The 12,574-nt window shown below is 64.9% G+C and carries 13 protein-coding genes and 1 pseudogene; 1 reads left to right on the top strand and 13 read right to left on the bottom strand.

The genetic code is table 11. The features are described 5' to 3' along the window. Positions 1-15: 15 nt before the first annotated feature. Positions 16-825, top strand: coding sequence for a helix-turn-helix transcriptional regulator (locus OKC41_RS04995; protein ID WP_201894623.1), 810 nt, complete (start codon positions 16-18; stop codon positions 823-825). A gap of 59 nt (positions 826-884) precedes the next feature. Here OKC41_RS04995 and exeN read toward each other — a convergent pair whose 3' ends face one another. From exeN to exeC, 13 genes and pseudogenes are all read right to left on the bottom strand, one after another. After that, a complete protein-coding gene (exeN, locus tag OKC41_RS04990; protein ID WP_201894622.1) occupies positions 885-1,643 on the bottom strand; it encodes a GspN family type II secretion system protein ExeN in 759 nt (252 codons plus the stop codon). Then, the gene (gene exeM / locus OKC41_RS04985) at positions 1,640-2,131 is read right to left on the bottom strand and encodes a GspM family type II secretion system protein ExeM (protein WP_010675717.1); all 492 of its coding nucleotides are present in this window, start codon (positions 2,129-2,131) and stop codon (positions 1,640-1,642) included. The genes exeN and exeM overlap by 4 nt, the downstream gene beginning before the upstream one ends. After that, positions 2,128-3,312, bottom strand: coding sequence for a GspL family type II secretion system protein ExeL (gene exeL, locus OKC41_RS04980; RefSeq protein ID WP_201894621.1), 1,185 nt, complete (start codon positions 3,310-3,312; stop codon positions 2,128-2,130). Before exeL ends, exeM begins: the two co-directional genes overlap by 4 nt. A 113-nt stretch (positions 3,313-3,425) precedes the next feature. Beyond that, on the bottom strand, positions 3,426-4,451 hold the full coding sequence (gene exeK / locus OKC41_RS04975) for a GspK family T2SS minor pseudopilin variant ExeK (protein ID WP_104452241.1): 1,026 nt from the start codon (positions 4,449-4,451) through the stop codon (positions 3,426-3,428). Continuing rightward, positions 4,441-4,515: pseudogene (locus tag OKC41_RS04970) on the bottom strand (type II secretion system protein GspJ); the annotation flags it as partial. The gene exeK and the pseudogene OKC41_RS04970, both read right to left, overlap by 11 nt. 25 nt (positions 4,516-4,540) lie before the next feature. Then, on the bottom strand, positions 4,541-5,182 hold the full coding sequence (gene exeJ, locus OKC41_RS04965; RefSeq protein ID WP_045522074.1) for a GspJ family T2SS minor pseudopilin variant ExeJ: 642 nt from the start codon (positions 5,180-5,182) through the stop codon (positions 4,541-4,543). Between the two features lie 44 nt (positions 5,183-5,226). Next, positions 5,227-5,571 (bottom strand): GspI family T2SS minor pseudopilin variant ExeI, encoded by a 345-nt coding sequence (gene exeI, locus OKC41_RS04960; RefSeq protein ID WP_201894677.1) that lies wholly within the window; start codon positions 5,569-5,571, stop codon positions 5,227-5,229. 74 nt (positions 5,572-5,645) lie between these two features. Next, positions 5,646-6,209, bottom strand: a complete 564-nt coding sequence (exeH, locus tag OKC41_RS04955) for a GspH family T2SS minor pseudopilin variant ExeH (protein WP_270671768.1) — start codon at positions 6,207-6,209, stop codon at positions 5,646-5,648. Positions 6,210-6,256: 47 nt separating this feature from the next. Then, positions 6,257-6,688: a GspG family T2SS major pseudopilin variant ExeG gene (gene exeG / locus OKC41_RS04950; protein WP_010675723.1), complete on the bottom strand. Its 432-nt coding sequence runs from the start codon at positions 6,686-6,688 to the stop codon at positions 6,257-6,259. Positions 6,689-6,804: 116 nt separating this feature from the next. Continuing rightward, entirely contained in the window at positions 6,805-8,025 is a 1,221-nt protein-coding gene (exeF, locus tag OKC41_RS04945) for a GspF family T2SS innner membrane protein variant ExeF (RefSeq protein WP_039040588.1), read from the bottom strand. 1 nt (position 8,026) lies between these two features. Continuing rightward, the gene (gene exeE / locus OKC41_RS04940) at positions 8,027-9,532 is read right to left on the bottom strand and encodes a GspE family T2SS ATPase variant ExeE (RefSeq protein ID WP_201888138.1); all 1,506 of its coding nucleotides are present in this window, start codon (positions 9,530-9,532) and stop codon (positions 8,027-8,029) included. Further along, positions 9,532-11,586 carry a GspD family T2SS secretin variant ExeD gene (exeD, locus tag OKC41_RS04935; protein WP_010675726.1) on the bottom strand — a complete coding sequence of 685 codons (2,055 nt, stop codon included), beginning with the start codon at positions 11,584-11,586 and terminating at the stop codon, positions 9,532-9,534. Before exeD ends, exeE begins: the two co-directional genes overlap by 1 nt. A 21-nt stretch (positions 11,587-11,607) precedes the next feature. Beyond that, positions 11,608-12,459: a GspC family type II secretion system variant ExeC gene (gene exeC / locus OKC41_RS04930; RefSeq protein ID WP_279981940.1), complete on the bottom strand. Its 852-nt coding sequence runs from the start codon at positions 12,457-12,459 to the stop codon at positions 11,608-11,610. Between the last annotated feature and the right edge of the window lie 115 nt (positions 12,460-12,574).

The following is a 12,574-nucleotide window of genomic DNA, read 5'->3' as shown; positions in this document are numbered from 1 at the left end:
TCGGAGCCCATCGCCATGCCCCCGTCTCCTGCCACGGATACCCTGAGCCTGACCGCCGCCGTCGATGCCCTGCACGGCAGCGGCTTCCCGGCAGCCCTGGTGCGCCTCATCCAGCAACAGGTGGCATTCGACTGTGCCCTGCTGCTCGGGGTGGGGCTGCGCCCCGTCTACCTCTACGACAACCTGCATCATCAGCGGGCCCTATTGTTCGACCGCTACCTCACCCGCCACTTCAGTCAGGATCCCTTCATGCAGGCGCTGGAACAGGGCCTGGGGGCCGGGGTCTGGACCCTGGCGCAGGTGTCGCGGGGGCGGCTCGACCCCGAGTATCGCCACCACTTCTATCAGGCCACCGGCTGGCAGGAGGAGGTGGGGCTGATCCTGCCGGTGCGCGGCGGCCTCACCCTGATGCTGTTTCTGGGCCGCCTCGACAAGCGCAGCTCCCTCAGCCGTGACGAGCTGGCCAGGCTGGAGGCACTGTTCCCGCTGGTGCATTCGCTGTGTCGCCAGCACTGGCGGGAAGAGACACCCCGCCTGGCCCGCAGCCCGGTCAGGTCAGATGGCACTGACCTCAAGGGGGCGGTGGAGCAGGCTATCGCCAGTGTGGGGGGAGATCAACTAACCCGGCGGGAGCGCCAGGTGGCGGGTTTGCTGTTGCAGGGGCTGGATACCGAGGCCATTGCCGGTGCGCTCGGCATCGGCAGCGGCACGGTGAAGAATCACCGCAAGCACCTCTACGCCAAGTTGAACCTGCACTCCCGGGCCGAGCTGTTCAGCTTCTTCCTCAATCACCTCATCACGGCGCCAGCCGGCGCGCCCCCATAACGACACCACCCCGCCGGGGCAGGGTGGTGTCTGTGCCTGTCAAATCATGGGCAACGCCGTCAGATGCGGCCCTGATAACGCAGCGGGAAGCGCCCCTGCCCATCGGGCTGGCCGAGGAAGGGGAGCCCCTGTTTCATCTGGTCCGGCAGCTCGGGACCCGGTTTCAGGGTGCCCTGGAACAGGTACTGGCGATTGGCCTGCAACTCCAGCTTGCCCAGCACCTGCACCGCCTCCGAGCCCTGCTTGATCTCGGCCACCAGCCGGGAGTCGAGACAGGTGAGCGTGATCTCGGGATCCCCCAGGGCCAGCTTGCCCGCCGGGGTGTCCGCCTGTGCGTCATACCAGTGAAGCTCCCCGTAAAGGTTGTCGCACCAGGGAGTGCCCTGGGCAAACTGGTCGATCTTGAGCTGCAACTGGCCCGCCGCCGTCAGCGGGAAGGGGGGTCTCATCGGCACCCGCTCCAGCACCCAGGGGGCAGGCGCATTCAGGGTGATGTCGCGCCCGAAAGCGGCACCGTTCCAACCCAGGATCCCCTGCCCGTTGAGTCCGCTGCGCTCGCCAAAGCGCACCGACACCTCGGGCGCCAGCCGCAGCAGAGACCAGCCATCGAGATCCCAGCGCAACTGGGTGAGGGACTCGCTGGCATATTGCACCCGGGCGGCCTGACCGCTCCAGAGGGTGCCGCTCACCCCCTCCAACCGCACCAGATTGGGGGGCAGCGGCAGATGGCGCACCACCAGGGATGCTGGCAACTGGGCCAGCAGGAAACCGAGATAGGCCAGCAGGAAGAGACTGGCGATCACTATTTTTCGCTTCATTGGGAACGACTCAACTGCAAACGTCTGACCTTGACCAGCCCGGGGGCCAGCCCCTCGCGGGCCAGCTCGATGATCTGCACCTGGACGCCGTATTGATCCGAGAGGGTCGCAAGCCAGATCAGCAGATCATCGAACGGCACCGTGTCTATCCATACCTGCAGTTCCTGACCCTGGGGCTGCAAGCGGGCAATCTTGATCTTCTGGTTGAAGGCGGTGCGGTTCACCACACCGTCCAGGGTACCGCCGGTATCGATCTGGCGCCCCTGTCCCCCCTGCATCGCCAGCACCTCCTGTCCCTTCTCCTTGAGCCAGGCCAGGGTCTGCTGCTGGTTCACCACCTGCCGCTCGCGCTCGGCAATGCGATTTGCCACCGGCTGCCAGATCGCCCAGTAGAAGAGCCCGATGAGCAGCACGCTGCCCCCCACCGCCACCAGCCGCTGCTCGCGGGCACTGATGCCGCGCCACCAGCTCTGCAGTTTGTCCATCATGACGACCTCCCCTTGAGCACCAGCGCCCCTTCGACCTTGCCTTCGGTGCTTCGCACCTCACCCTGCTGCACCTCGAAACGCTTGCCCGCCAGCTCGCGGAAACGCTCGATCTCGGTGAAGCCGGGGGCCGTCACCTGCAACCTCAGCTCGCCCCGGGCTGCATCGAAGCGCAGCACCTCGGGCTTGAGGCCGGGCACCTCGGCAAACACCGGGGCCAGCTCGGTCAGGAGCAACAGGACGCCATCCTGCGGAGCCTGTCCCAACTGCTGGAGGTGCTGGGTCATCTGGCTGCGCACGTTGACGATGCGCGTCTCCCCCGGGAAGATCCGGGTGTAGACCTGCCGGATCTCCGCCTTGAGGGCCTTGTCCTGTTCCGCCAGCTGGTGCAGATGCACGCCGCGCTGCACCAGGGCCACCAGCAACAATACGCCTGCCAGCACCGCCACCTTGCGCCACTGCAACCAGTAGCGGGCGTATTCGGTCTGGGGACGATAGGGCCCCTGCAACAGGTTGGCCTGGCAGGTCAGCGCCCCTTTCGCCAGCAACAGCATGGGCAGTTCCGGGTCAGCCCCCTGCCAGTTGCCCGCCGCCATGGCGGGGATGGGAGTATGGCAGTGAAGGGTGACGGGTTCGGTCTGCGCTGCCAGCAGCATGGCCAGCAGGGACTCCTCCGCCACTATGCCCTGGCGGGAGCCCTGGCGGACCAGCCACTCCTCCCCCAGTTGCAGGGCTGACCAGCCATCGGCGGCGAGCGGCAGCGCCAGCACGTCGGGCAGCAGGTGCAGGGTCTTGAGCCCTGCCTGCTCCAGCCAGCCGAGCCAGGAGTGCATCTTCCCCTTGTCCACCGCCATCAGATCCACCTCTCGGCCCTGATGGCCGAGCACCACCAGGTGCAGATCGTCCACGTCTGAGGCGATCTGCTCCTCCAGCAGATAGGGCAGGGCCGCCGCACTCTGGCGGCTGTATTTGCCCGGCAGATTGACCCGCCGGAAGATAAGATCGCTGCCGGGCACCAGGGTCACCACGGGGCGACCACCGGCACGCTCCTGCAGCTCGCCGAGGGCGTGCGCCGAGGCCAGGATGCCGGAGGCGATGATCTCCTGCTCCTGCGCCGACCAGACCAGCCAGTGCACTGGCTGCTGCGCATTGGTCCCCAGACGGATGACCAGACTCTCGCTCACTAATGTCTCTCCTGCCATGCCCGCTCCTCCCTCAGGGGGGCGGGCGCACAGCCATGGGTTGCAGTCCAATCGGGGGATGCGCAGGGCAGCTGAAACCGCCCCACGCCCCCTTGTTATTCGGCGCCGCCGCTCAGGCGACGCAGCATCACCAGCTTGTTGTCCTTGCCACGCTGGAAGACGGTCTCAAGCCTGGCGCGGGTCTCCCCCACCTCCGCCAGCAGGCGGGCCTCGAAGAAGCTGCTCTTGATGTCCAGGGCGCCATCCAGCCCGGTGATGGCACCCGGCTGAACCTGCAACTGCTCCGTCATCTCCTGCTTGTTCTTCCACCCCTTCTTGGGGCGGCTGGTCAGCACCCGCTTGGCATCGTCCAGCCCGATCTTCCCCTGGTAGAGCCCCACCAGCAGGGCCGCCTGCTCCGGCCGGATGGTGTTGATGTTCACCACCAGCTTGTCATTGGGCAGGGAGCACACATAGGGGGCCAACCGGGCGTACAGGCTGGCGCTCACCCCGCGCACTGCCCGCAATTCGTCGGTGCCCAGCATCCGCTGGTTAGCCACCAGGTAGGGGGGATTGAGTCCCTCGTAGTAGGCATCCTCGGCCCCGTTGCTCGAGACCAGCTGGGTATCCTTGTCGGTCCAGTCACGGATGGCGTCCGTCAGCTGCACCGCTTCGTAATCATCCACCTCGAGCTGGGCGAGCAGGGCCCGGAACACCTTGAACTGATAAGGTTGGGCCTCGAGATCGTCGCCGTTCTCCCCCTCCTTGAGGGGCACGCTCAGGCTGTTGAGGTTGAAGCAGGATTGCAGATCCCGTACCCGGCCCGAGAGAGTGCCATCCTCCACCGGGAAGACCCCGTCCTCCCGCGCCCAGTTCTGTCCCAGACTCACCCGATCCGGGTCATCCTTGAAGTCCTGGTTCAGCACCTTGATCACCAGGGCCTCCGCCGACATGGCATACCACCAGGCCTGCTTGCCCAGGGTGAGGTTGGCGGTGCGGCGCAGCTCCAGTTGCAGGCGGCCACTCATGTTGCTGGCGACGATCACCATCACCGCGAGGATGAGCAGCACCACCAGCAGCGCCATGCCCCCCTGGCGGCCCAGTGTAGTGCGGGATCGGCCCCGGCCGCGCTTAATTGCCATTGTCCGCCCTCTGGCCACCAGCACCGATCAGGAACTGGCGACGTCGAATAGTGCCGTCATCCTCCGTGACGGACAGGGGAGAACGACGATCAGTTACCATTCTCTGCCCTCTGACCACCGGCTCCGATCAGGAACTGGCGGCGGATGGTGCCGTAGTCTTCAAGCTCCAGCTCCACCGCCAGCCCGTAGGGCAGCAGGTCGCGCTGGGTCCACTCCTCCTTCCACTGTCCCTTGTCGTAGAAATAGAGGCGCAGCGCCGTCACGCCGGTCAGCACGGGCTGAATGCGCGGCTCGGTGCCAATGGCCGGATCCGGATAGAGGTAGCTCAACCGCTCCAGGGTCTGCCCCTTGAGACGCCAACCCACCCGTTGCAGGCCGGAGCGCGGCAGTATGCCGTCCGGATTAAGCCAGCCGCCGCGAATGAAGGCCATGCCCCAGTCGTCGCTTTGCTGGCCGAAGCGAGACGCCGCCAGCAGCACCTTGTTGTTCTCGCCGTCGATGCGACCGCTGCGCGGCACCATCTGGGTGACGTCCCGCTCCAGCAGGCTGAAGGCGAGCTGCAGTTCCGAAAGGCGGGCCTCCTTGCGCTTGGCCACCTCGTCGCTGGTCAGCACCCCTTGCAGCACCTGATAGGCCCCCAGGCTCAGGGTGGCAAAGATGGCGATGGCCACCAGCATCTCAAGCAGGGTGAAGCCGCGGTGGCACGATGGGTGGGTGTTGCTCTGGATCATCGGCTGACACCGGCTCCGGATCATGGACGCACGTTGATGAATGTTCATCGGCTGAGATAGGTCCGGATCATGGCCACCGGACTGTCGGCCTTGGGCGCGGTGCGCACTTCCATGTCCAGCGCCCTGAAGTTGTTGTCCGCCGTGGCGACGCCGCGATAGCGCCAGTACCAGGTCTGCCCGGCCATCTCCTCGTCCCCTTCCACCCAGCTGTCTCCCGGCCACTTGCCTTCGAGCTTCTGCTGCACCAGCTGATTCTCCACCACCCAGGTCGCCAGGGTCTTCTGCTCCAGATAATTGAGGCCGGCCAGGTGTTCGCTCGCGGTCTTCATCACCGCCAGCCCGGCGATGGCAAACACCGCCAGGGCCACCATGACCTCCAGCAGCGTCATGCCGCGCCCCCGGGCGGGGCCGCCCGACAGAGCGGTGCGACGCGCTAGAGCGCCCCCTGCGGGCCTGGCGCTCTTCATTCTTCTTCCTCTTCATCCTGCAGCAGGGAGAGACGACCGAACTCGTCCCCCCTGACGGTGCGCAGGTAGTGCAGATCCTCGTCCTGCTGGCCCAGGGTCAGCACGAAGGGAGAGAGCTCTCCCCCCGGAAAGACCAGGATCTGGGGTGTCCGCTCGCGCTCGTCCCGACCCTGCTCCTGGCGTTCGTCCGACGCAGTACGCCAGTTGAAACCTTCCAGCTCCACCGCCAGGGTCATCCCCTCCGGCAACGTCACCGGCCCCAGCAACTTGTCACCGGTCAGTGCGCGCCACTTGCGATCCTTGGGATCCCGGGACATAAACTGCCAGCCGTTCTCCTCGACCCGCAGCCCCAGCAGCCTGCCATCCATGACCGAATACTCCTGGGCCTGCTGCAGGGTCGCCATGAAGCGGCGCGCCTGCTTGTCGAGCTCCCGATCCCCCCTGGCGCCCCCCATGCTGAGGGTGACGGCGGTCGCCACCAGTCCCATCAACATGGCCACCAGCAACACTTCCAGCAGGGTAAAACCGGCCTGGTGACGGGCCGAAGAGGCCACCTTCATTCAGGCAGCCCCGGGGTGGCCCGGTGAGCACGACGCGGCGGAATCACTTATTGGAAGTCCTTCAGGTTCCAGTTGCCGATGTCGTCATCGGTCCCGGCTTCGCCGTCCATCCCCATGGAGAAGATGTCGATCTTGCCGAACTGGCCCGGGCTCAGCAGCTGGTACTGGTTGCCCCAAGGATCCTGCGGCAGGCGCTTGATGTAGCCCCCTTCACGGTAGCTGCGCGGCTCAGGGGATGCGGTCGGCTTGTTGACCAGGGCATCCAGCCCCTGCTCGGTGGTCGGGTAGCGGTTGTTGTCCAGCTTGTACATGTCGAGGGCGTTTTCCAGCGCCACTATGTCGGAGACCGCTTTTTGCTGATCCGCCTTCTCCTTGTTGCCCATCAGGTTGGGCACCACCAGGCTGGCCAGGATCCCCAGGATCACGATGACCACCATCACTTCCAGCAGGGTAAAACCCGATTGACGACGCTTTTGCATGACTGACTCCCTCACGAAATGAGATGGCATTAGCCATCAACGATTAACTGTTAAACCACGATCGTTCGATTGAATTTGCAGGTTCGAATGGCGAAGCCTATTCGGGCACCCGACCCTTACAGATTCACCATGTTGTTGAGCTCCAGGATCGGCTGCAGGATCGACATCACGATAAACAGCACCACCCCTGCCATGGAGACCACCAGCATGGGTTCGAACACCCCGAGGGCGATGTTCACCTGGGTTTCGAACTCCCTGTCCTGGTTGTCCGCCGCCCGCTCCAGCATGCTGTCGAGCTCGCCGCTCTGCTCGCCCGAGGCGATCATGTGCAGCATCATGGGCGGAAAAATTCTGGTTTCATCCAGCGACTTGCGCAGGCTGGTGCCCTCCCGCACCCGCTCGGTGGCCTCACCGATGCGCATGCGGGCATAGTCGTTGGAGAGCACTTCGCCGGCGATCTTCATTCCCTCCAGCAGGGGCACGGCGCTGGCGTTGAGGATGCTCAGGGTGCGGGCAAAGCGGGCGGTGTTGAGACCACGGCTGACCCGACCGATCACCGGCAGGCGCAGTATCACCTGGTGCCAGCGACGGCGACGCTTGTCGTCGGTCAGCCACCAGCGCCAGATCAGGCCGCCAATGCCAAGGAGCAGCAGGAACCAGAGGCCGTAGTGCTGCAACAGCTCGCTGGTGCCGATGAGGAAACGGGTGGTACCCGGCAGTTGCTGGCCCATGTGTTCGAACTGGGCCACCACCTTGGGCACCACGGCGGTGAGCAGTATGGAGATGACCCCCACCGCCACCAGGGTGAGGACGATGGGATAGATCATCGCCTGCAGCAGCTTGGTGCGCATGTGCTGGCGCTGCTCGGTGTAATCGGCGAGACGGTTGAGCACCTTCTCCAGGTGACCGGACTTCTCGCCGGCCGCCACCATGGAGCGGAACAGCTGGTCGAACACATGGGGGAAGGCCCCCAGCGAGTCGGCCAGGGAATACCCCTCCACCACCTTGCTGCGCACCGTCGCCACCAGGCTGCGCAGGTGGGCCTTCTCGCACTGCTCGGCGACCGCCTTGAGGGCCTCTTCGATGGTGAGACCGGCCCCCACCAGGGTCGCCAGCTGGCGGGTGATGAGGGCCAGTTCTGCGGTGGAGGCACCACGGCGAAACAGCACGAAGCGGTTCGCCTCCCGCTTGGCCTTCTCGGTGGTCTCATTCACCTCGAGGGGGGTCAGCCCCTGCTCGCGCAGCAGCTGGCGCACCTGGCGGGCGGAATCCCCTTCCAGCACGCCGCTCTTGTTGCGCCCCTTGCCGTCGAGAGCCTTGTATTCAAATGCCGCCATTTCAGTCTTCCCGGGTCACGCGCAGCACCTCTTCGAGGCTGGTCTGCCCCTTGAGCACCTTGTCGATGCCGTCGCGGCGGATGCTGGGGGTGTGACCCCGGATCAGCCGCTCGATGGCGAGCTCGCCGCTGGCGCTGTGGATCGCCTCGCGCACCGCCTCGTCCACCACCACCAGCTCGTGGATGCCGGTCCGGCCGCGATAGCCGGTATGGTTGCACTGCTCGCAGCCCACCGGACGCCAGATCTGCTGATCCGGCGCAAGCTCGATGCCCATGGCAACACGCTCCTGCTCGGTGGCAGGGTGCGGTGCGCGGCAATCCGGGCAGAGGGTGCGCACCAGCCGCTGGGCCAGTACCGCCAGGAGCGACGAGGAGAGCAGGAAGGGCTCGATCCCCATGTCCCGCATCCGGGTGATGGCGCCGATGGCGGTGTTGGTGTGCAGGGTCGACATCACCAGGTGACCGGTGAGGGATGCCTGCACCGCGATCTGGGCGGTCTCGAGGTCACGGATTTCCCCCACCATCACCACGTCCGGATCCTGGCGCAGAATGGCGCGCAGGCCCCGGGCGAAGGTCATGTCCACCTTGCTGTTGACCTGGGTCTGGCCCACCCCTTCGAGGTCATATTCGATGGGGTCTTCGACGGTCAGGATGTTGCGATCCCGGGAGTTGATCTCCGAGAGGGCCGCATAAAGGGTGGTGGACTTGCCCGAACCGGTCGGGCCCGTCACCAGGATGATGCCGTGGGGCTTGCGAATGAGTTCGCTGATGATGTTGCGGTTGGCCAGCGTCATGCCGAGCTGCTTGAGCTCGAGGCGCACGTTGTTCTTGTCGAGCAGTCGCAATACCACCCGTTCGCCGTAGCTGGAGGGCATGGTGGAGACCCGCACGTCCACCGCCCGGCCGCCGATGCGCAGTGAGATGCGGCCATCCTGGGGCACCCGCTTCTCGGCGATGTCCATGCGCGACATGACCTTGATGCGCGACACCAGCAAGGAGGCGAGTTTGCGATGGGGGCGCAGGATCTCCCGCAGCACCCCATCGATGCGAAAACGGATCACCAGGGCCCGCTCGAAGGTCTCGATGTGGATGTCGGACGCCTCTTCTTTTATCGCCTCGCTCAACATGGCATTGATGAGGCGAATGATGGGGGCGTCGTCGTCGGCGTCCAGCAGATCCTCGCTCTGAGGCAGCTCTTCGGCCAGGGCAAAGAAGTCCATCTCGTTGCCGAGATCCTCCATCAACTGACGCGCCTCGGAGGAGTCACGCTGATAGTGGGCCATCAGGAGCGTTTCGAACTCGTCGTTGCCAAGCTGCTCCACCGCGAAGGCACAGCCCGCCACCCGTCGCACCTCCAGCAGGGTCTGGGGGGAGATCCCCTGACGACAGAGCAGTACCGGGGCACCCTGGCGCTCGGTCAGGATGGCCCCGAAGTTGCGGGCAAACGCGAACGGCAGTTCCGGCAGGGGAGCCGGCAGCTCGCTGCCATCGAGCTGGTAGGCGGCCATCAGGGCTTGCTCTGCACGAAGGGCTGCTCCTGCACCTGGGCGCGCACGCCGGTGGCGGTCGCCTGCTGCTGGGCCTGCATTCTCTGGATCTGCTGCTGCACCTCGGGGGACATCATCACGTCCTGGCCATAGGCGGGCAGCACCTGGCGAGCCGGCGAGGTGGCATAGCCCTCTTCCGCAGCCCGGCTCAGCTGTTCGGCCCTGAACAGGGTGTACTTGTTGCTGGAGACCCCGGAGTAGACATTGGCGTCACGCAATATGGTCGGGCGGATGAAGACCATCAGGTTGCGCTTGGCGGTGGAGGTCTTGGAGGAACGGAACAGGTAGCCCAGCACCGGAATGTCCCCGAGCAGGGGCACCTTGGAGATCTGCTCCTGGGTCTGTTCGTCCATCAGGCCGCCCAGCACCACTGTCTCGCCGCTCTTGACCAGCACGGCGTTCTTCACGGTACGGGTATCGAAGGTGGGGCCCAGGTTGGCGGTCCCGGTCGCCTGCTTCTGTGCCACGCTGGAGACCTCCTGCTCGATGTTGAGCAGTACGGAATCTCCTTCGTTGATCTGGGGCGTCACCACCAGCTTGGTCCCCACCGTCTTGCGCTCTATGGTGTTGAACACCTGATCGCTGGTGGTGGAGCTCTGGGAGCCGCTCTGCACCGGCACTTCCTGACCGACGTTGAAGGAGGCCTCCTTGTTGTCCATGGTGACGATGCTCGGGGTGGAGAGGATGTCGTTCTTGCTGTTGGTGGAGAGCGCCGTCACCAGCGCCGCCCAGTCCCCGTGATAGAAGCCTGCCGCCATGCCGCTGAAGCTGCCCGCCAGGGATGACAGGCCGTCGGTGTTGCCGTTGTCTTTGTAATCCTTGGCGGCGATGGCCAGGGAGCCGATGGGCAGACCGGTGTCGGTGAACTGGGTGCCGCCGCCATTGGTGTTGGCCCACTGCACCCCGAGGTTCATGCCGTCACCATCCGATATCTCGACGATGATGGCCTCCACCAGCACCTGGGCACGGCGAATGTCGAGCTTGGCGATGACCTGCTCCAGCTCGGCCATCACGTCCGGCTGGGCGGTGATCACCAGGGCATTGGTGGTCTCGTCGGCGGAGATGGCGAGCTGGCCGCCGCCGATGCTGGCGCCGCCCGTGGCCGTGGCCGCCGCCCCGCCCTTCTTGTCGGCGGCGATGCTGGAGCTGACCCCCTTGAGGACGTCCACCAGATCCTTGGCCTTGCCATATTTCAGGTAGAAGACCCGGGTGTTGCCCTGGCTCTGCAGATCCCGGTCGAGCTGGCGCACCATCTGGATGATGCGGGCACGGGCCTTGGGCTCGCCGCTGATGACCACTGAGTTGGTGCGCTCGTCGGCCACCACCTTGGGGGAGAGCAGCAGCGAGGCGTTGGCTCCCTGATTGCTGCCATCCTTGTTGAGGTTGGTCACCAGCCGCACCATCTCGCCGGCGGAGGCGAACTTGAGCTTGATGACGTCCATGTCCTGATCCCCCGCCTTGTCCACCCGGCGAACCACCTCCACCAGGCGGTTGACCACGGCGGCGCGGCCGGTGATGAGCAGCACGTTGGAGGGCTCGTAGTGGACCACGTTGCCGCCGCCGGCGTTGTCGTTGAGCTGACGCAGCAGGGGGGCCAGTTCACGGACCGAGACATTGCGCACCGGTACCACCCGGGTCACCATCTCGTCACCCACGCCGGGGTTGGTGTCATCCACCACGGGGATGGCCGAGGTCTTGGCATCCTTGGAGCGCACCACCTTGAGCACGCCGTTGTTCATGGGCACCACGGCAAAGCCGTAAACGTCGAGCACGCTCAGGAAGAACTGGTAGTACTGATCCTCGTTGAGCAGGTCATAGCTGCGCACGTTGATCTTGCCGCGTACCGATGGCTCTATGATGATGGTTTTGTTCAGGTTCTTGCCGACCGTGTTGATGAACTCCTCGATGTCGGCGTTCTTGAAACTGGCGGAATACTCGGTGGCCCAGGCAGAACCGGCCATCATCAAGGCTGCCGCCATGGTGGCCAGACGCCAGCCCTTCCCTTTATTTGTCATTCTTGGTGCTACTCCAATTCATTATTCTGACAAGCCGACATAGACGTCGTAGAGCTGTCCTTGCCGCTCGACGGTGACGGTCATTTCCGTGGCGCCCGCCACCTGCTGCATCGCCTGCATGGCCTGGGCGTTGTCACGCAGATCCAGGCCGTTGATGCTGACCGCCAGATCGTTGGCGACCAGTCCGAGTTGATTGAACAGTTCCGGATTGCGACCCGGGTTGAGGCGATAGCCGGTCATGCGACCGTCCACCCGGACCGGAGAAATATTGAGGTAATCGGTGATCTTGCCCGGGTTGCCCAGCAGTTCGCTGCGCACGGAGGAGAGCCCCTCCTGGCGGGCCGGTTTGGGCAGGGGCTTGCCATACTCTTCCCCGTCCAGCATCAGGGTCTCGTCACGGCCGTCCCGGGCGATGATGACCCGATCGGCAAACACCTGGCGTATCCTGGCCTGGGTACCGTCGATGTAGTCCCCGATGCCGTAAGAGTTCTGTGTCCCGTTGTGGGCGATGATGGCGATGGACTTGGCGGGATCCGAGCTTGCCAGCACCCCGTTGAGCTGGGCGTTGAGCTGGGTTTTCGGGGCATCCGCCGCCACCGTCTCTGCCGCCTTGTCCGCCTGGGGTTGCAGCGCCTTGCCAAAGAGAGAGAGGCGGCTGAGGTTGCCAAGATCGAGGCGATCGCCACCACTCCCCTGCACCGAGGGGACCGAGGGTTGCCAGGGGGTCAGGGGAGCGGGCTGGGCCAGTTCGTACAGGCGCCAGGTGAGCACGGCACACTGCTGGGCCAGCAACAGCAGCAGAAGCCAGAACAGGGGCTGGCTGAAACGGGAGAGTGGCATGGCCTTGCAGCGAGCCAGAAGGGAAGTCAACAAATCATCCCTGAACGGTAGCGTCATCTTTCTCAAAATTGTCTGGCATCCAAGTCGGTTGGCTATTGTGTACGGCAATGGACCCAGAGACAACCGACCGGATGGGACCAAGGGGTGA

The organism is Aeromonas sp. QDB17 (assembly GCF_027705305.1).
Taxonomy (GTDB): domain Bacteria; phylum Pseudomonadota; class Gammaproteobacteria; order Enterobacterales; family Aeromonadaceae; genus Aeromonas; species Aeromonas caviae.
The sequence above is the reverse complement of the archived record's forward strand: the minus strand, read 5'-3'. Positions and strand labels throughout refer to the sequence as shown.

Bases quoted from the DNA above. Each gene is read 5' to 3' on its own strand.
- exeH (WP_270671768.1), bottom strand. From the start codon at position 6,209: ATGAAGGTGGCCTCTTCGGCCCGTCACCAGGCCGGTTTTACCCTGCTG.
- exeM (WP_010675717.1), bottom strand. From the start codon at position 2,131: ATGATGGACAAACTGCAGAGCTGGTGGCGCGGCATCAGTGCCCGCGAG.
- exeF (WP_039040588.1), bottom strand. From the start codon at position 8,025: ATGGCGGCATTTGAATACAAGGCTCTCGACGGCAAGGGGCGCAACAAG.
- exeN (WP_201894622.1), bottom strand. From the start codon at position 1,643: ATGAAGCGAAAAATAGTGATCGCCAGTCTCTTCCTGCTGGCCTATCTC.
- exeD (WP_010675726.1), bottom strand. From the start codon at position 11,586: ATGACAAATAAAGGGAAGGGCTGGCGTCTGGCCACCATGGCGGCAGCC.
- exeE (WP_201888138.1), bottom strand. From the start codon at position 9,532: ATGGCCGCCTACCAGCTCGATGGCAGCGAGCTGCCGGCTCCCCTGCCG.
- exeK (WP_104452241.1), bottom strand. From the start codon at position 4,451: ATGGCAATTAAGCGCGGCCGGGGCCGATCCCGCACTACACTGGGCCGC.
- exeJ (WP_045522074.1), bottom strand. From the start codon at position 5,182: ATGATCCAGAGCAACACCCACCCATCGTGCCACCGCGGCTTCACCCTG.
- exeG (WP_010675723.1), bottom strand. From the start codon at position 6,688: ATGCAAAAGCGTCGTCAATCGGGTTTTACCCTGCTGGAAGTGATGGTG.
- OKC41_RS04995 (WP_201894623.1), top strand. From the start codon at position 16: ATGCCCCCGTCTCCTGCCACGGATACCCTGAGCCTGACCGCCGCCGTC.
- exeI (WP_201894677.1), bottom strand. From the start codon at position 5,571: ATGACGCTGCTGGAGGTCATGGTGGCCCTGGCGGTGTTTGCCATCGCC.